Here is a 17,345-nt window from a genome sequence, read left to right on the forward strand (position 1 = left end):
CTCATCCCATTTCGATTCCACGCAGCCGGGATTGGCTGTCTCCAACTGAAGGATTGGGAGAAAATGAACACATCTGCATTGATCCGTCCGGCCTGGACGCCGGCGACCATCGCTCTGATGGTGATCGGTTTTATGGTGTTCTGGCCGCTCGGCCTCGCCATGCTCGCCTACATCATCTGGGGCGACCGGCTTGACGGCTTCAAGCGCGACGTCAACCGCGCGACCGACGGCATCTTCGCCGGCTGCCGCCGCGGTTCCGACAAAGCGGCGCGCTGGGGCCACGGCTCTGCCCGCACCGGCAACGTCGCTTTCGACGACTGGCGCGAAAAAGAACTCGAGCGACTCAATGAAGAGCGCCGCAAGCTCGACGAGATGCTGAGCGAGTTCGACGAATACGCCAGGGAATTGCGTCGCGCCAAGGACCAGGAAGAGTTCGACCGCTTCATGGCGAACCGCAACAAGTCGACGTCACCCACAACCGGCGGGCCCACAACCGGCGGTGGCAAATCCACGCCAGGCCTGCTTGACGAGTAAGGCACTTGCCTCGACATAAATAATAATCAAAAACGGCGTCGCGTCAGCGGCGCCGTTTCTTTTTTGTTCTATTCGTTTTCCTCGAATCACGTATCGTCCCGGCCATGTCATTCGGCTTCTTCCGCAACCTGACCAAACCCAGGCCCGCCCCCGTCGTGGAGCGGGAGCATTGTGTTGCCGGCCGCACGCTGCCGCTCAAGATCGTCGAGAGCGACCGGGCGCGGCGATTGACGCTGCGCATCGATTCCGGTGGCCGGGGCCTGCGCATCACCGTGCCACCGGGCCTGCGGCGAGGCGAGGTGGAAAAATTCCTTGACCGCCATCAGGACTGGCTGGAGCAGCGGCTGGCCAAGGTGCCCAACCGGCCGCAGGTGCGGCCCGGTATCAAAATACCGGTGCGCGGCGTGCCGCATCGCATCGTTCATGAGCCCTCGAAACGCGGTACCGTCACTCTGTCGTGCGACGAACGCGGTCCGCTGATGATCGTTCATGGCGAGCGCGTGCACCTGCCGCGCCGCATCGCCGATTTCCTCAAGCGCGAGGCCAAGCGCGAGATCGAGCGGTTGGTGGTCAGGCACACCGGGACGATCGGCAAGCGCGCCAAGGCAATCCGCTTCAAGGACACGTCGAGCCGCTGGGGGTCATGCACGTCGGACGGCAACCTGTCGTTCTCCTGGCGCATCATGATGGCGCCGCGACCGGTCATAAACTACCTCGTCGCGCATGAGGTGGCGCATCTCAAGGAGATGAACCACGGCCCGAAATTCTGGAAATTGTGCGAGCAGCTCTGCCCCGACACCGAGCGCTGCAAGGACTGGCTCAAGCGCAATGGTGGCGCGCTGCAAGCGATCATGTTCGAATAGATCGCCCGGTCAATCATCATTCGCCGCGTTCAACTCCTCCGGCCGCAGCCCCTCGTCGGTATGGCGCGGCCATGGCAGGAAGTCCTTCTTGAAGGCGTTGCTGCCGAAATAGTCGAGCGCGCGGTGTGCCTCGGCGCCGTTGAAGGCGGCCTTGTCCATCAGATGGGCAATGACCTCGCGAGCCTGGGCGACTTTTTGCCTGAGTTGGGCGACGGTATCGTCTGCCATGCTTGTTTGCTCCCGCCTGTATTATCTGAAGTAAGTGGCCCGTTCCGCTCTCTTGTCTTAGGAAGGTAGCGCGTTCCGCGCCGGTGGCAAACATGCGCTTTTTCTCGACTCTTTTGCCGTTTCATGCCAATCCCCGCGTCATGGCGCTCGACATCAAGATATGCGGACTGAAGACCGACAAGGCATTGGCCGCGGCATTGGCCGGCGGCGCCAGTCATGTCGGCTTTATTTTCTTTGCCAAAAGCCCGCGCTATGTCGAGCCGGCGGAAGCCGGCCGCTTGCGCGAAGCGGCAATCGGCAAGGCCAGGGCGGTTGCCGTGACAGTCGACGCCGGCGATGCGTTTCTGGATGAAATCGTCGAAAAAATGCAGCCCGACATGCTGCAGCTGCATGGCTCGGAAACGCCGGAGCGGGTGGCCGAGATCAAGGCCCGCTATGGCCTGCCGGTGATGAAGGCGCTGCCGGTCAGCGAGGCTGCCGACCTGGAGCGGACAAGACCGTTCGTCGGCATTGCCGACCGTTTCCTGTTCGACGCCAAGCCGCCGAAGGGTTCGCAACTGCCGGGCGGCAACGGCGTTGCCTTCGACTGGCGCCTTCTGGCCGGCCTTGACGCAGGCGTCGATTACATGCTTTCCGGTGGGCTCAACGCCGCCAATATCGGCGATGCCTTTCGGCTTGCCAACCCGCCCGGACTAGACATTTCCTCGGGCGTGGAAAGCGCGCCGGGCGTCAAGGATCCGGCGCTGATCGAACAGTTTTTCCGGGCCGTCAAGGCAGCACGCGACAGCCGCGCCGCCTGACCGTGCTTCAAACCACAAGCTAGGAGATCGGCGATGAACAAGCCGGCGATACCCAATTCCTTCCGCACCGGACCCGACGAGCAGGGCATGTTCGGCATCTTCGGCGGTCGTTTCGTTGCCGAAACATTGATGCCGCTGATCCTCGACCTCGAGCGGCACTGGAACGAGGTCAAGGACGATGCGGATTTCAAGGCCGAACTGACTGACCTTTCGACCCACTATGCCGGGCGGCCGTCGAAGCTTTATTTCGCCGAAGGCCTGACCAGGCATCTTCGCGAGGTTTCCGCGGCTAAGGGCCTCGGGGGCGGCGCAAAGGTCTATTTCAAGCGCGAGGATCTGAACCACACCGGCTCGCACAAGATCAACAACTGCCTCGGCCAGATCCTGCTGGCCAAGCGCATGGGCAAGAAACGCATCATCGCCGAGACCGGCGCCGGCCAGCACGGGGTGGCGTCGGCCACCGTGGCGGCGCGTTTCGGCTTTCCGTGCGTCGTCTATATGGGCGCTACCGACGTCGCCCGGCAAAGCCCGAACGTCTTCCGCATGAAGCTGCTCGGCGCCGAGGTGCGGCCGGTGAGCGCTGGCCACGGCACGTTGAAGGACGCCATGAACGAAGCTCTTCGGGATTGGGTGACCAATGTCGAGGACACCTACTACCTGATCGGCACCGCCGCCGGCCCGCACCCCTATCCGGAGCTGGTGCGCGACTTCCAGTCGGTGATCGGCATCGAGGCGCGCGCCCAGATGCTCGAGCAGGAAGGCCGGCTGCCGGACACCATCATCGCCGCCGTCGGCGGCGGCTCCAACGCCATCGGCCTTTTTCACCCGTTCCTCGACGACCGCAGCGTAAAGATCATCGGCATCGAGGCCGGTGGCCGCGGCCTCGACGGCATCGAGCATTGCGCCTCAATGAACGCCGGCGCGCCCGGCGTGCTGCACGGCAACCGCACCTATCTCCTGCAGAACGCCGACGGGCAGATCATGGATGGGCATTCGATTTCGGCCGGCCTCGACTATCCCGGCGTCGGGCCGGAGCATTCCTGGCTGCGCGACAGTGGCCGCGTCGACTATGTGCCTGTTCTCGACGACGAGGCGCTGGAGGCGTTTCAGTTGACGACACGCGTCGAAGGCATCATTCCGGCGCTCGAATCCGCCCATGCCATCGCGCATGCGGTGAAGATCGTGCCCGCCATGGACAAGGACCAGATCGTCATCGTCAACCTGTCCGGCCGCGGCGACAAGGACGTGCATACGGTGGCCAATATGCTGGGCATGGAGATCTGATCATGACCACCCGCATCGACCGCCGTATGGCCAAACTGAAGGCCGAAGGGCGCCCGGCACTCGTCACCTATTTCATGGGCGGCGACCCGGACTACGACACCTCGCTGTCGATCATGAAGGCGCTGCCCGGCGCCGGCAGCGACATCATCGAGCTCGGCATGCCGTTTTCCGATCCGATGGCCGACGGCCCGGCGATCCAGGCGGCCGGCCTGCGCGCGCTGAAAGGCGGGCAGACGCTGGTCAAGACGCTGAAGATGGCTTCGGAATTCCGTGCCACCGACAATGAAACGCCGATCGTTTTGATGGGCTACTACAATCCGATCTACATCCACGGCGTCGACCGCTTCCTCGGGGATGCGCTGGCCAGCGGCATAGACGGGCTGATCGTCGTCGACCTGCCGCCGGAAATGGATGAGGAGCTTTGCATTCCAGCGCTGAGGGCCGGCATCAATTTCATCCGGCTGGCGACGCCGACCACCGACGACAAGCGCCTGCCCAAGGTGCTGCAGAACACCTCCGGCTTCGTCTATTACGTGTCGATGACCGGCATCACCGGCTCAGCACTTGCCGACACCGGCAAGGTGGCGGCGGCGGTCGGGCGCATCAAGGGCCATACCGACCTGCCGGTCTGCGTCGGCTTCGGAGTCAAGACCGCCGAGCAGGCGCGCATCATCGGAGCGTCGGCCGACGGCGTCGTCGTCGGCACTGCGATCGTCAATGCGGTCGCCAATGTTCTGGGGCCGAAGGGCGAAAAGACCGCCGACCCGGCCGAGGCGGTCGCCACGCTGGTCAGCGGGCTTTCGCAAGGCGTGCGCGCGGCCCGCCTTGCTGCCGCCGAATAGTCTTGATCTTCTGGTTGACCATGATCTCCACCGAAAACCGGTTTCCACTTTTCGGGATCATGATCTAACTCTTCGTCAGGACAGGAGCCGAAGCGATGAACTGGATCACCAACTACGTTCGACCGAAGATCAATTCGATGCTCGGCCGGCGCACCGACATGCCTGAAAACCTCTGGATCAAGGATCCGGAGACCGGCGAGATGGTCTTCCACAAGGATCTGGAGCAGAACCAGTTCGTCATCCCGTCCTCCGGCCATCACATGAAGATCTCGGCCAGGGAGCGGCTGAGATTCTTCATGGACGACGGCAAGTACGAGATGCTCGAAAACCCCAAGGTGGTGCAGGATCCGCTGAAATTCCGCGACGAGAAGCGCTACACCGATCGGCTGAAGGACGCCAAGGCCAAGACCGGGCTGGAGGACGCGATCATCAATGCGCTGGGCACCGTCGAAGGCCTGCCGGTGGTGGTGACCGTGCAGGACTTCGCCTTCATGGGCGGCTCGCTTGGCATGGCCGCCGGCGACGCCATCGTTCGTGGCTTCGAGGTCGCAGTGCAACGCAAGCGGCCGCTGATCCTGTTCGCGGCCTCCGGCGGCGCCCGCATGCAGGAGGGCATCCTGTCGCTCATGCAATTGCCGAGAACCACGATCGGCGTCGATCGGCTGAAGGAAGCCGGTCTTCCCTATATCGTCGTTCTGACCAACCCGACTACCGGCGGCGTCACTGCCTCCTACGCCATGCTGGGCGACGTGCACATCGCCGAGCCCGGCGCGCTGATCGGCTTTGCCGGGCCGCGCGTCATCGAGCAGACGATCAGGGAAAAGCTGCCCGACGGCTTCCAACGCTCCGAGTATCTGATGGAGCACGGCATGGTCGACATGGTGGTGTCGCGGCTGGAGATGCGCCAGACGATCGCACGGCTCCTGAAAATGCTGCTCAAGCTGCCGGAAGAAGAAAAGCCGCTGGAACCGGAAATCCTGCCGCCGGTGGCGGTCCCGGCGGAAGCACGCCCGCAAGCCTGACGCGACATCCGTCGTCGCGAACCGCGTTGCGCGCCATCTGTGGCGCTGTAGCATCTTGATTTCACGCATGATTCCTTTCCGAAAATCGATTTCGATTTTTCGGGGTCATGCGCTAGGATTCTCCCATGAGCACGCTTGCCGCCGACCGCGAAATCGAAAGCCTGATGTCGCTTCATCCGAAGGGCTTCGATCTTTCGCTCGACCGCATTTCGCGGCTGCTGGAGCGGCTTGGCAATCCGCAGGACCATCTGCCGCCGGTCATCCACATCGCCGGCACCAACGGCAAGGGCTCCTGCGCCGCGTTTTCGCGGGCGCTGCTCGAAGCGGCCGGCCACCGCGTCCATGTCCACACATCGCCACATCTGGTGAACTGGCATGAGCGCTACCGGCTGGCCGCCGACGGCGGCGGCAGGCTGGTCGAGGACGAGGTCTTCGCCGATGCCATTGCCCGCGTCGCCAAGGCCAATGAAGGCCAGAAGATCACCGTCTTCGAGATCCTCACCGCCGTCACCTTCCTGCTGTTTTCCGAACATCCGGCAGATGCCGTCATCATCGAGGTCGGCCTTGGCGGCCGGTTTGATGCCACCAATGTCATCAAGGAACCGGCGGTGTCGGTGATCATGCCGGTCTCGCTCGACCACGAATCCTTTCTCGGCGACCGTGTCGAACTGATCGCAGCCGAAAAGGCCGGCATCATCAAGAGCGGTTGCCCGGTGGTCATCGGCGCGCAGGAAAGCGAAACGGCGCTTCAGGTGCTTATCGAAACCGCCGAGCGGCTCGACTGTCCCGCCTTCGTTTATGGCCAGGATTTCCTCGCCTTCGAGGAAAACGGCCGGATGGTCTATCAGGACGAAGACGGGCTGATGGACCTGTCGCCACCGCGGCTGCCAGGGCGCCACCAGTTCGCCAATGCGGCGGCGGCGATTGCGGCGGTCAAGTCGGCAGGTTTCGAGATCAGCCATCGCGTCGCCGACAAGGCGATGGCCAATGTCACCTGGCCGGGGCGGATGCAGAAATTGCCGCAAGGCAGGCTGACGGAACTGGCGCCAAAGGGCGTCGACATCTGGCTCGACGGCGGCCACAATCCCGGCGCCGGCGTGGTCGTCGCCGAGGCATTGGCCGAGCAGGAGGAAAAAAACCCGCGGCCGCTGTTCTTGATTTGCGGCATGATCAACACCAAGGACCAGAGCGGCTATTTCCGCGCCTTCAAGGGCCTGGTGCGGCATGTCTACACGGTGCCGGTGAGCCTCAGCGAGGCCAGTGTGCCGAATGACGAACTGGCGATCCGCGCCGTCGAGGCCGGCCTGTCGGCCGAACCGGTGAGCTCCGTCGCCAATGCGCTGATGCTGCTGCGCGACACGTGGGACGGACCGCCGCCGCGCATCCTGATCAGCGGCTCGCTCTATCTGGCCGGCGCGGTGCTGGCCGAAAATGGCACGCCGCCGGTTTGAGGCGCGTGTTCACCAGGGCACGATGACGCCGGACTTCGTCAGATCACCGCGAGGAGCCAGTCATGATCAAGGTAAAGCAGCTCGCTCACGTTTGCATCTTCGCAGATGATCTCGAAGTGACGCGAAGCTTCTATCGGGACGTCCTCGGCATGGACACCCAGTTCAACTTCCTGCGCGACGGCAAGATTTTCGGTTTCTACCTCAATTGCGGCAGCCGCAGCCACGTCGAGGTGTTCCAGAAAGACGGAGCTAGCTATAGCGACCTGAACCAGATCAACCCCTTCTGCCTTGAAGTGGAAAACCTTGACACCGCGATCGCCCACGCAAGAGCGAAAGGCGTTGAAGTCACGTCAAAGAAACACGCATGTGATGATACCTACCAGGCGTGGATTCGCGATCCTAACAACGTGAAGATAGAACTGTTTGAATACACAGAGAAAAGTGCGCAGTTCGTCGGAGGCGATCGCATCGCGGATTGGTGATCGCCTCACGCCTATGGCGGAGACGGCCTCGGTGGGGACTACTTCAGCTCAATTTCGATGAAGGCATACTCGCCCTCATTGGCATTGATGACGTCATGCTCCACGCCCTCCTTGCGGAAATAGGGCGCCCCCTTCTTCATTTCGGCGAAGGATTCGCCGTCCTTGGTCAGGAGCTTGAGCTTGCCGTCCATCAGCGGCACGACGACATAATCATGGCCATGGCGGTGCCAGCCGGTATTGTCGCCCGGCGCGAAGCGGTATTCGGTGACGATGACGCGCTCATTGTCGATGAAGACGGTGGCCTTGGCAGATCCGGTCATGTCGTTCTCCTGCTTTAAGCCAGACAAGAACATGGGCCGGCAAGTGGCGAGTGCCACGGCGGACCAGCCGCATGACCCAGAAAATCCCGATCCGATCTTCGGTCAGATCAAGTGCAGCAGCGTCCTTCGCGCGTCCAGGGGGGAGCGCGGTACATTAGATGACGAAGCAAAAAGCCCGGCGCGAGGGCCGGGCTTGTCTGCGGATTTCCGCCGGATCAGGCGAGATTGCCGTTGATCCAGTGCGACAGCGCCGTCTTCGGCGCGGCGCCGACCTTCATGTCGGCCATTTCGCCGCCCTTGAAGATCATCAGCGTCGGGATCGAGCGCACGCCGAACTGCGCGGCCAGCTCGGGATTCTCGTCGATGTTGAGCTTGGCGATCTTGACCTTGCCGCCGAGTTCGATGGCGATGTCTTCCAGTGCCGGCGCGATCATCTTGCACGGGCCGCACCATTCCGCCCAGAAATCGACGACGACCGGCTCCTTGGCGTCAAGCACATCGGTCTGGAAATTGCTCTTGTCGACCTTGACGGTGGCCATGCGAAAATCCTTTCGAGAGTTATTGTCGCACCAAATGTGGTGGTGATCGCGCCCTTCTTCAAGCAGCTGTTGTGTCACGCTCCCGTGAGTCGGGCAAGAGCGTCGTCCATCACCGCCGGTGGCAGCTCGATCAATCGCGGCGCTTCAGTGAACAGCAGCGCCGCCGAGACCTCATGTCCGGGATAAAGCGGCTGGAGCAGTGCGCGATAGAGCGCGAGTTGCAGGACATAGGCCGGTGGAACGTCCGCCAGCGCTGCAGGCGCCGGCCGGTTGGTCTTGTAGTCGACGATCGACACCCTGCCTGATGTGACCGCCAGCCGGTCGATCTTGCCGGAGATCGAGCGCAGCTTGCCCTTGACCTCCAGGCTGCCCATGACCGAGACCTCAGCGCGTGAATTCGGCGCAAACAACTGATCGAAGCGGCTGTCGGCAAGGATCGCCGCCACCGAAGCCAAGGCCTTGTCGCGCTCGCTTTCAGGCCATTGCGCGCCAGCGCGCTTGAGGTAGCGCTCCGCAGCATCGCGGCGTTCGGTCTCGGCAATGCCGGGCAGCATCTGCAGCAATTTGTGCAGCGCCAGCCCCCGCATGACCGCAAAGCCAGGTTCTGCCTCGGTGTCCAGCACCGGCGAGCCGGTGTCGATTACGGCTTGCCTGGCCTCATCGATCAGCGCCGAGGCGCCGGACGGCGACAGCGGCCGCGGCAGATCCTCGAAGGGCGGCAAGGGCTGGAACAGGCTCTTTGGCAGCGGCTCGAACTGTTGCGCCTGCCGCGCCGCTTCGGCGGCCGCCTGTGCGACGGGCGGCAATTTTGTCACGTGAAAGCGATGCACCGTCTCGCCGGTGGCGGGATGCTGCCGCTCGATGCTTTCGGGCGCGCCGACCAGCGCGCGGCTGACGATCGAGTGCCAGGTGCCGGCATTCGGCACCCGCTTGCCGTGATAGCCGCAGACGATCAGCCGGTCCTCGGCGCGGGTCATGCCGACATAGAGCAGCCGGCGGTATTCGTCGTCGGCCAGTTCGCGCGCGCGGACCGAAGCGGCCCGCGAAAAGCCATTGGCGACATCGCCAGCCGAACGCCAGAGATAGCCCTTGCCGTCCCAGCGTTGGCCCGAGCCATCGAACGGCATCAGTCGCGGCAGATGCTGATCGCTGAACGGCGCCGAGCCACCATCGACCAGGAACACAACGGGCGCCTCGAGGCCCTTGGCGGCATGCACGGTCATGACGCGAACCTCGTCGCGGGTCTGGTCCATTTCGCGCTTGATCTCGGGGCCGGCATTCTCCAGCGTCGACAGGAAGGATTCCAGCCCCGGTAGGCCGGTCCGCTCCTCGGCCAGGCAGAAGCTCAGGAATTCGTCGAGGATGTCGCCGGCTTCCGGCCCGAGCCGCGCGATCATTTTCTTGCGCAAGCCGTCGCGGGCGAGAGCCCCGGCATAGAATTCGAACACCGGCCTGAATGCGGCTTCATCAGACCATGTGTCGAGCTGGGCAGCGATTGCGGCCAAGGCGGCGCTTTCGCCGGCTTGCTGCCTGAGCGAAGCGATCAACGAGAGGCCGGACGGCCGCTCGCCGGCGAGCGCGAAAAGCGTCTCTTCCGAAACATCGAAAATCGGGCTGCGCAGCACGGCGGCAAGCGACAGATCGTCCTCAGGCTGGACAAGAAAGTGGCCGAGCGCGATCAGGTCCTTGACCGCGATATGACCGGGCAGGCTGAGGCGGTCGGCGCCGGCGACCGGGATGTCGCGTCGCTTCAGCGCGCGCGTCAGCGCATGGACAAAACGATCGCGCTTGCGCACCAGCACCAGCACGTCGCCGGGTCGAAGATTTTTGCCGCGGCCTTCGATGACCTCGCCGGCGCCGATCCAGCCGGCAATGGTTGCCGCGACGTTTTCGGCAACACGCACCGCCGGTGCATGGGCGTGGTCGACGGCTTGCGTCCAGTCGTCGGGTTCGTCGACGACGTCGGCGCCGATCGACGGCCAGACCTCGACATATCCCGGCGCATCGCTGCGGATCGCCTTGTGGGTCAGCGGGTCGGGATCGTGGCTGATGCCGCGCCGCACGAGCGGGTCGGCAAAGACACGGTCCACTGCCGCAAGCACGTCTTCGGTCGAGCGGAACGACCAGGTCAGCTTGAGATCGGCGAAGGCCGCTTTGGCGTCGCGCACCTTTGCGGAAAACAGCAGCCTTGAGTCGGCGAAGGAGTCGGGCGCCGCTCCTTGAAAGGAATAGATCGACTGTTTTTCGTCGCCGACGGCGAACACCGTGCGGTGAACATTGTCGCGTGCGCCGAGCCCGGCAAAGAATTCCTCGGCCAGTCGCTTCACCACCTCCCACTGGTCGGGACTGGTGTCCTGCGCCTCGTCGAGCAGGATATGGTCGATGCCCTGGTCGAGCTTGTATTGCACCCAGGGGCCGGCGTCGGGCCGCGCCAGGAGATTGACCGTCCGGATGATGAGGTCGTTGAAATCGAGGAAGCCGCGGGCGCGCTTCAAGTGCTCGTAGCGGGAGATCAGCCAGTCGGCGATGGTCAGCGCCGCACGTGTGCCCTCCAGCATCCTGAACAAGGCCAATCGGTCGGAGATTTCGAGAATGGCATCGACCGCTGACAGATAGCGCTCGGCAAGATCCGGCAACCGGTCGAGCAACGCCTTCTTGAACATTGCCGGCTCATAAGGCTCGCCATCGCCTCGCAGGAAGGCTTTTGCCAGCAGATGCAGCCGGCGAACCGGATCATCCTCGGCGAAGGCAAGACGCGCATAGGGCAGAAGGTTGTTGAGTACGGTGCGGGCGTCGGCGGCTTCAGCAGCACGGGCGAAGGTGATGAAATAGTCCGGCAGGAAGCCCGGCAGCGGCCAGACGGACGCCGCCAGGCCATCGGCAGTCTGGCCGGCGCGAAACCTGAACTCGTCGAACAGCGCCTGAAAACCACCGCCGCCAGCCGCGCTGATGAAGGCGCGCAGACCTTCGCGCTTGCGCACGATCTCGGCCAGCAAGGCGTCAAGCCCGTGTTCGCCGCCGCGTTCCAGAATGGTGGCGAAGGCCTCGGCCAGCTCCGCATCGCCGGCGGCCGTGCCCGAGATCATGTCGCGGCGGGCGGCGGCGAAGAGCGACGCCTCCATCTGCGGATCGAGCATTTCGAAATGGGCCGGTATGTTGGCTTCCAGTGGAAACTGGTGCAGCACCGATTCGCAGAAGGCGTGGATGGTCTGGATCTTCAGCCCGCCGGGCGTCTCCAGCGCCTCGGCGAACAGCCGGCGGGCGCGGCGCATGGCTTCGCGATTGGGCTGGCGACCGTCCAGCGCCTCTATCCTTGTCGCCAGTTCTGCGTCGCCAAGCGCCGTCCATTCCGACAATGTCGAAAACACCCTGTTCGACATGTTGGCGGCGGCGGCGCGGGTGTAGGTCAGGCACAGGATCTTCGACGAATCGGTGCCACGCAGCAGAAGACGGATGACACGCTGGGCCAGCACATGTGTCTTGCCCGATCCGGCGTTGGCCGATACCCAGGCGGAATTTTGCGGATCTGAGGCGCTTGCCTGGCTGACGGCGGTATCGGTCGGGATGGGATAGGCCTTCTTCATGCCTCCCCTCCCTCGTCGTCGGCGTCGCCGCCGGCAGACCATTCGAGCACGCGGGCGAGATGGTCGTAGTCGCCGTCGGTCTCGCCCTCGCGGAACGGCAACGCCCGCGACAGGTATCCGGTAGCGGGGTTGGAATAGTGGATCAGTAGTTTTTCGAGCCGCGCCCAGGCCTCCTCGGCGAGGTCTGCGGCGGTTCGCGGCTTGCGATTGTATTCGAGGATGGATTCCTCGAACACCTCGCCGTTCGGCTTCAGCCTGATGAAGGCCAGCTGCGACGGCTCGCGCGCGCCAAGCCCCTTGAAGGCGCCGCGCCTGAGCAGCGCGCCCTCGAGCGCCAGTTGCGGCGAAAGCAGCGTATGGGCCTGCGCCTTCGACGGCGAAGAGCCGGTCTTGTAATCCAGGATGTCGGCCATGCCGCCGGCCAGGAGATCGACACGATCGGCATAGCCGGACAGCGTCACGCCGGACTGGCCAACGCCTGTTTTCTCGGCGTGCTCCTCGGCATGCCGCATTGTCACGGCGAAGGCGCGGCCGCGCTCCCATTCGATGATGCCGGCGGCGAGCTTTTCGAAGCGCGGCCACCACACCGCCTCGACATCGGGAGGAAGGGCCGCCTCGGCAAAGCATTCGCGGCCGGCGGCAATGAGACCGTCCAGCGCCTCCGGCACAAGCGGATCGGCCACGGTCCGCGAAAAGAGATGCAGGATGGCGTGAAACAGCGTGCCGCGTTCGGCAGCACCCGGGTCGAGGATGACCGGGTCGAGCGGCATCAGGCGGAGGATCCTCCTGGCATAGATCGCGTAAGGGTCGCGGCGCAGCGTTTCGATCTCGGTGACCGAGAAATGTTGCGGCCGCACATCCAGCGGTGGCTTCGGCTGCGGCCGCGGCGCGAGGTCTCTTCGTTCGCCGGCATCGAGCGCACGGGCCCAGGACAGGAATTCATCACCACGCCGGCGAAGCACCGCCGCATGGTCCTTGCCTATGAAGGTCAGCAGGCGCTGCAGCCAGCGCGACGGCACCGCCGGTGCGTCGCCGGAGCGGGCGGAGCGCGCCAGCACCACTTTCTTCGCCCCCATCGCCATCTGGAAATCATGGGCGGCCAGGCCGATGCGCCGTTCGGGCGGCTCGAGGTCGATGCCGGTCTTCATCAGCCGGGACATGAAGCGGTCGCTTTCCGGCTTGCGCGGCCACACGCCTTCGTTGAGCCCGCCGACGACCAGCGTGTCGACGTTCTGCAACCGGGCTTCCAGCGCACCCCAGATGGCGATGTTCCTGTCGGTGCCTTGTGCCGGCTTGACCGTCTCGGGTGCGATCAGCGCCTCCATCACATCGGGCCATTCGTCGGCTCCGAAGGAGAACGACGCCGAGGCAGCGACCAGCCCGCGCAAGAGTTCGGTGAGCTTTTCGCCGGCGTCGCCGGCATAGAGTTCGCTCAGACTGCCATCCGCGGCGCGGCCGAGACCTTCGAGCGCGACGACGCCGGCCCGGGTCAATTCGGCAAGGTCGGCTTCGGCTTGACTGCGAAAGGCAATCAGCGGCGCCAGCGCAGCAGTAAGGCGGACGAGCAGTTCGCGGGCGCCTTCGATGTTTCGCACGGTCAGGCGGGAAAACCAGAACGGTGGCCGGGTGCTGCCCAGGCCGGTGAGGCGGGCCTCGAAGAGCTCCGGCAGCGAGGCGGCGTCGGGGCGGCCGGTGCCGCCGCGCAGCGCCACCAGTTCGACGATCTCCGCCGCGTGACGGACGCTTGTGCGTTCCAGACCGAGGCCAAGCAGCGGGTGCTTGAGCAGCGACAGCAGGGCCACGGGATCGCCGGGGCGGAACGCCGCCTGAAGCGCCAGTCTGAGCAGGCTGGCGGCTGGCGTGTTGATGAGCGGTGTGCCGCCCGAATCGTCGGCGACGACACCAAACCGCAACAGCTCGACCGAGACGCGCCGCGCCAGGGCGCGGTCGCCGGTGACGAGCGCGGCGCGCTGGCCGGGCTGTTCGACGGCGCGTTTCAGCGCGACGGCGATCGCCACCGCTTCGTCGCGCTCGCCGGCGGCTTCGAGCAGCGTCACGTCGGCGAAGGCCTCGGTGATATCGCCGGCCGTAAAGCGGGCGCGCGTCTCGACCCACAGCTCGGTGGTCTCCGCCGGCCGCAGCGCCTCGCCGACAAGTGCGGCGCGCAGCGCGAGCGGCCTTTCGGCAACGGCGATCTCCTCGACATCGCCGCGCAGCACGCCGATCTTGCCGATCAGTTTTGCCAGGCCGTATTGCGGGTGGCCAAGCAAGGCCGGCCGCGCGCCGGGCACCGCAATTGCCTGGAATGACGGCTCATCCAGCATCAGGTCGAGGCCGGGCAGCACGACCGCGCCGCTGGGCAGGCCGGCGATCACCGCAAGCAATTCAGCGGTGGCGGGAATGGACCCGGTGGAGCCGGCGGCGATCACCGGCCCGGTCGGCGGATTGCGCTTCAGCCGCGCTGCTTCCAGCCTTATCAGCGCATTGCGATGCGCAGCCGGGTTGGAGCGATTGCGTTCTTCGAGGAGATTCGGCCAGTTTTCGGTGACGATGCTCAGGAAGTCGAGCGTCACTTGCCACCAGCCGGCGAGGTTGCCGGTCACCAGATCGGCGAGCCTGGTCCAGTCCGTGCCTTCCGTCTCGATCTCGTCCATCAGCCGGGCCAGGTCGCGCGCCAGCCAGATGGCATCGGCGGCCGACGCCGGCACAACGATCTCCTCGTCGAAAAGTGCCGCGACATGCGCCGGCAGGCGGCGTTTCCAGGCGCGCACCAGCGGCGCCAGCAGCAGCAGGCGCTCGATCGCGGCGATCGGCGGCGCGAGGTCGATGGCGGCCGATGCGTCGGCCTCGAACGCGGCCTCGTCCTCGTCGAACTCGCCGAGCGGGCGGATGACCGGCAGTATCGCCGAGCGGCCACCCAGACAGTCGACGAAGACGCCGCGCAGCGCCCGCGCGGCGCGGCGCGTCGGCACGTAGATGGTGGCGTCGGCCAGCGCCAGCGGATCGCCGTTGAAGCGGAAACCGGGAACAAGCCGCCCTGACAGCAGGGCCTCGGCCAGCGTCGGCAGAAACGGCGCTCCGGGCGGGATCGAGAAAACGCGGCGGGAGCCGCTCATTTCAACTCGGTGAGAGCGCTGGTCAACTCGGTAAGAGTGCCGGGCGACTCAGCAAGAGCGGTGGCAACGACCGCTTCGGCAAGCGGAATGGCGTCGGGCGTGCCAACGGTGATCCAATGGCCGTGCATCACCATGCCGTACAGGCGGCCGGCTGCGATGGCCGCATCGAAATAGGCGTTGAGCGAGTGTGGGCCGGCCGGCGCATCCTTGAAAAGCCTGGGATGGACGATCGCCGCGCCGGCATAGATCAGGCCTGTCGGGTCGCCTTTCGAACGCCGCAAGGTGCCGTCCGGCGCCATCAGGAAATCGGTGCCGCCGCTGTGTCCGGTTGCCGACTGGGAATCCGCGAGCATCAGCAGAATATCCATTTTCGCCGCGTCCCATGCAAGGGCGAGGCGGGCAAGGTTGGGCACGCCGCTGTCGATCCAGAAGGTGTCGGCGTTGACGATGTAAAAGGGAGGCCCTCCTAGTTCCGGCAAAGCATGGACGATACCGCCGGCGGAATCGAGCAGTGTTTGGCTTTCGTCGGAAATAACGACGCGCGGCGCGCGGCGCGCGGCGACGTGGGTGACGATCTGCTCGGGAAAATAATGGACGTTGACGATGGCCTTGTCGACGCCGGCCCGAGCCAGGCCGTCCAGGCTCCAGTCAAGCAACGTCTTGCCTGATATCCTGACCAGCGGTTTCGGCATTGTGTCGGTGATTGGCCGCATGCGCTTTCCCAGCCCGGCGGCAAGCACCATTGCGGTTTTGGGGCGTGTCGTCACAGCGGCCGCTCCTCCAGCAGCCCGTGGGCGGTGTAGAAATCCCGCAGGCCGGCAAGTGCCGGATGCGCCAGCGCCCGCCGAAGATAATCGCGAATGCGCGGCAGGTGTTTTAGATAATAGGGCTTGCCGTCGCGCTTTTCGAGCCGGACGAAAATGCCGAGGATCTTCGAATTGCGCTGCGCTGCCATGATCGCATAGGTCTCGACGAATTCGTCTTCGTTAAAAACGCCAGCCTTGTGGCGAGCGGCGATATAGGCATCGAGCGTCCGCCGCTCGATCTCAGGCGAGATCGTAACCCGGGCATCCATGGCGAGAGAGGCGAGATCATAGGCGGAGGGGCCGATCAGCGCGTCCTGGACATCGACGATGCCAAGGCGATCGTGACCGGAACGATTGCCGCGCCAAATGATGTTCGGCGAATGAAAGTCGCGCAGCATGAGCGTGTATTCGCGCCCCTCCAGCCGGTCGAGAGCCGCGTTCCATTGCTTGGTATAGCCGGCGCGCAAGGCATCGCTTGCCGGGCCGCCTGTGATCGCCGGCACATACCAGTCGAGCAGCAATTCGGCTTCGATCATCATGGCGTCGCGGTCGAAAGGCGGCACATCGTGAAAGACGCCGGGTGCGGCGTTGATGCGATCGGGCCACGTCTTGCCATGCATCATCGCCAGCAGTTCGGCCGCCGCCGCGTAGCGCTCCGCCAGCGGCTGACCGTTCTGGCCGAGAAACCCCTCCGAGCCGAGATGCTCCATGAGAAGAAAGCCCTGGTCCAGGTCCTGCGCGTGGATTTCCGGGGCGCTGACGCCGCCGGCCCGCAGTGCCCGATCGATGGCGACGAAGGCGGCGACGGATTGTGCGGTGTGGGCGATCACCGCATAGGGCTTGCCGTCGCGGACCGGAGGCCCGAGCACCAGCCGCGGCGAGTTCATCAACACGCGCGGCGGCAGGCCGGCCAGCGAGGCGACCTCATAGGAGCGGGCCGAGGCGTCGCCGATAAAATAGCGTCTCTGCGCTTCACCCCAGCCGGTTTTTTCCAAAAAATTGCGCATGGCCAACGAGCGCGCCGCGCGCTCGAAGGCAGCGCCTTGTCCCGACAGTCTCGCCAGGCGTCCGTCGTCCTGATGGACGAGTTCGATCAGCACCGAAGTCTTTGGCAAATAGGCCTCTGCCCGCTCCGGCCATTCGACCAGGGCAGCACCTTGCGCCAGCGCCTCGTCAAAACCCAGTTCGTCCAGTTCGGACGCCGCGGACAGGCGATAGAGGTCGAAATGATGGACGGGGACGCGCGCCTCATAGCTCTGGACGAGCGTGAAGGTCGGGCTCGGCACGTCGAGACCAGCATCGTCGGTCATTGCCCTGATCAACGCCCGCGCCAAACTCGACTTGCCGGCGCCGAGATCGCCTCTGAGAGCCAGCACGTCGCCGGGGCGCAGCGACATGGCCAGATCCTCGCCCAGCCTTGCGGTCGCAGCCTCGTCGGCGAGAAAACGCTCCAGCACCATGCCTGCCATCGAGC

15 protein-coding genes are annotated in these 17,345 nt (G+C 64.7%); 8 read left to right on the forward strand and 7 right to left on the reverse strand.

Features of this window, described 5'->3' with window-relative positions:
* Positions 1-63: 63 nt before the first annotated feature.
* On the forward strand, positions 64-534 hold the full coding sequence (locus AC0L3H_RS04885; protein WP_023796888.1) for a DUF2852 domain-containing protein: 471 nt from the start codon (positions 64-66) through the stop codon (positions 532-534).
* 104 nt (positions 535-638) lie between these two features.
* Positions 639-1,397 carry a M48 family metallopeptidase gene (locus AC0L3H_RS04890; protein WP_027152023.1) on the forward strand — a complete coding sequence of 253 codons (759 nt, stop codon included), beginning with the start codon at positions 639-641 and terminating at the stop codon, positions 1,395-1,397.
* A gap of 9 nt (positions 1,398-1,406) precedes the next feature.
* On the opposite strand, the gene AC0L3H_RS04895 is transcribed toward AC0L3H_RS04890, so the two are convergent.
* Positions 1,407-1,625, reverse strand: coding sequence for a hypothetical protein (locus AC0L3H_RS04895; RefSeq protein ID WP_023796889.1), 219 nt, complete (start codon positions 1,623-1,625; stop codon positions 1,407-1,409).
* Between the two features lie 140 nt (positions 1,626-1,765).
* Between AC0L3H_RS04895 and AC0L3H_RS04900 the strand changes: the two genes are divergently transcribed.
* The 6 genes from AC0L3H_RS04900 to AC0L3H_RS04925 all read left to right on the forward strand — a co-directional run bounded on the left by AC0L3H_RS04900 (position 1,766) and on the right by AC0L3H_RS04925 (position 7,506).
* Positions 1,766-2,425, forward strand: a complete 660-nt coding sequence (locus tag AC0L3H_RS04900; RefSeq protein WP_473584854.1) for a phosphoribosylanthranilate isomerase — start codon at positions 1,766-1,768, stop codon at positions 2,423-2,425.
* Between the two features lie 33 nt (positions 2,426-2,458).
* Positions 2,459-3,709, forward strand: a complete 1,251-nt coding sequence (gene trpB / locus AC0L3H_RS04905) for a tryptophan synthase subunit beta (protein WP_473584694.1) — start codon at positions 2,459-2,461, stop codon at positions 3,707-3,709.
* A 2-nt stretch (positions 3,710-3,711) separates the two neighbouring features.
* Complete coding sequence (gene trpA, locus AC0L3H_RS04910) at positions 3,712-4,551, forward strand: tryptophan synthase subunit alpha (RefSeq protein WP_023796892.1); 840 nt, start codon at positions 3,712-3,714, stop codon at positions 4,549-4,551.
* Between the two features lie 95 nt (positions 4,552-4,646).
* Positions 4,647-5,573 (forward strand): acetyl-CoA carboxylase, carboxyltransferase subunit beta, encoded by a 927-nt coding sequence (gene accD, locus AC0L3H_RS04915; RefSeq protein ID WP_023796893.1) that lies wholly within the window; start codon positions 4,647-4,649, stop codon positions 5,571-5,573.
* 125 nt (positions 5,574-5,698) lie between these two features.
* Positions 5,699-7,024: a bifunctional folylpolyglutamate synthase/dihydrofolate synthase gene (locus AC0L3H_RS04920; RefSeq protein WP_473584695.1), complete on the forward strand. Its 1,326-nt coding sequence runs from the start codon at positions 5,699-5,701 to the stop codon at positions 7,022-7,024.
* A 62-nt stretch (positions 7,025-7,086) separates the two neighbouring features.
* Positions 7,087-7,506 carry a VOC family protein gene (locus AC0L3H_RS04925; RefSeq protein WP_473584696.1) on the forward strand — a complete coding sequence of 140 codons (420 nt, stop codon included), beginning with the start codon at positions 7,087-7,089 and terminating at the stop codon, positions 7,504-7,506.
* A gap of 38 nt (positions 7,507-7,544) precedes the next feature.
* On the opposite strand, the gene AC0L3H_RS04930 is transcribed toward AC0L3H_RS04925, so the two are convergent.
* From AC0L3H_RS04930 to tsaE, 6 genes are all read right to left on the reverse strand, one after another.
* Positions 7,545-7,826 (reverse strand): cupin domain-containing protein, encoded by a 282-nt coding sequence (locus AC0L3H_RS04930; protein ID WP_023796896.1) that lies wholly within the window; start codon positions 7,824-7,826, stop codon positions 7,545-7,547.
* A 215-nt stretch (positions 7,827-8,041) separates the two neighbouring features.
* Positions 8,042-8,365 carry a thioredoxin gene (gene trxA / locus AC0L3H_RS04935; protein WP_091592579.1) on the reverse strand — a complete coding sequence of 108 codons (324 nt, stop codon included), beginning with the start codon at positions 8,363-8,365 and terminating at the stop codon, positions 8,042-8,044.
* Between the two features lie 74 nt (positions 8,366-8,439).
* Entirely contained in the window at positions 8,440-11,949 is a 3,510-nt protein-coding gene (addA, locus tag AC0L3H_RS04940; RefSeq protein WP_473584697.1) for a double-strand break repair helicase AddA, read from the reverse strand.
* Positions 11,946-15,065 (reverse strand): double-strand break repair protein AddB, encoded by a 3,120-nt coding sequence (gene addB, locus AC0L3H_RS04945; RefSeq protein ID WP_473584698.1) that lies wholly within the window; start codon positions 15,063-15,065, stop codon positions 11,946-11,948. Before addB ends, addA begins: the two co-directional genes overlap by 4 nt.
* Positions 15,062-15,832 carry a nucleotidyltransferase family protein gene (locus AC0L3H_RS04950; protein ID WP_473584699.1) on the reverse strand — a complete coding sequence of 257 codons (771 nt, stop codon included), beginning with the start codon at positions 15,830-15,832 and terminating at the stop codon, positions 15,062-15,064. Before AC0L3H_RS04950 ends, addB begins: the two co-directional genes overlap by 4 nt.
* Complete coding sequence (tsaE, locus tag AC0L3H_RS04955; RefSeq protein WP_473584700.1) at positions 15,829-17,340, reverse strand: tRNA (adenosine(37)-N6)-threonylcarbamoyltransferase complex ATPase subunit type 1 TsaE; 1,512 nt, start codon at positions 17,338-17,340, stop codon at positions 15,829-15,831. The genes AC0L3H_RS04950 and tsaE overlap by 4 nt, the downstream gene beginning before the upstream one ends.
* Positions 17,341-17,345 lie beyond the last annotated feature (5 nt).

The organism is Mesorhizobium sp. WSM4816 (genome assembly GCF_055811535.1).

Bases quoted from the DNA above. Each gene is read 5' to 3' on its own strand.
- AC0L3H_RS04885 (WP_023796888.1), top strand. From the start codon at position 64: ATGAACACATCTGCATTGATCCGTCCGGCCTGGACGCCGGCGACCATC.
- AC0L3H_RS04890 (WP_027152023.1), top strand. From the start codon at position 639: ATGTCATTCGGCTTCTTCCGCAACCTGACCAAACCCAGGCCCGCCCCC.
- AC0L3H_RS04895 (WP_023796889.1), bottom strand. From the start codon at position 1,625: ATGGCAGACGATACCGTCGCCCAACTCAGGCAAAAAGTCGCCCAGGCT.
- AC0L3H_RS04900 (WP_473584854.1), top strand. From the start codon at position 1,766: ATGGCGCTCGACATCAAGATATGCGGACTGAAGACCGACAAGGCATTG.
- trpB (WP_473584694.1), top strand. From the start codon at position 2,459: ATGAACAAGCCGGCGATACCCAATTCCTTCCGCACCGGACCCGACGAG.
- trpA (WP_023796892.1), top strand. From the start codon at position 3,712: ATGACCACCCGCATCGACCGCCGTATGGCCAAACTGAAGGCCGAAGGG.
- accD (WP_023796893.1), top strand. From the start codon at position 4,647: ATGAACTGGATCACCAACTACGTTCGACCGAAGATCAATTCGATGCTC.
- AC0L3H_RS04920 (WP_473584695.1), top strand. From the start codon at position 5,699: ATGAGCACGCTTGCCGCCGACCGCGAAATCGAAAGCCTGATGTCGCTT.
- AC0L3H_RS04925 (WP_473584696.1), top strand. From the start codon at position 7,087: ATGATCAAGGTAAAGCAGCTCGCTCACGTTTGCATCTTCGCAGATGAT.
- AC0L3H_RS04930 (WP_023796896.1), bottom strand. From the start codon at position 7,826: ATGACCGGATCTGCCAAGGCCACCGTCTTCATCGACAATGAGCGCGTC.
- trxA (WP_091592579.1), bottom strand. From the start codon at position 8,365: ATGGCCACCGTCAAGGTCGACAAGAGCAATTTCCAGACCGATGTGCTT.
- addA (WP_473584697.1), bottom strand. From the start codon at position 11,949: ATGAAGAAGGCCTATCCCATCCCGACCGATACCGCCGTCAGCCAGGCA.
- addB (WP_473584698.1), bottom strand. From the start codon at position 15,065: ATGAGCGGCTCCCGCCGCGTTTTCTCGATCCCGCCCGGAGCGCCGTTT.
- tsaE (WP_473584700.1), bottom strand. From the start codon at position 17,340: ATGGCAGGCATGGTGCTGGAGCGTTTTCTCGCCGACGAGGCTGCGACC.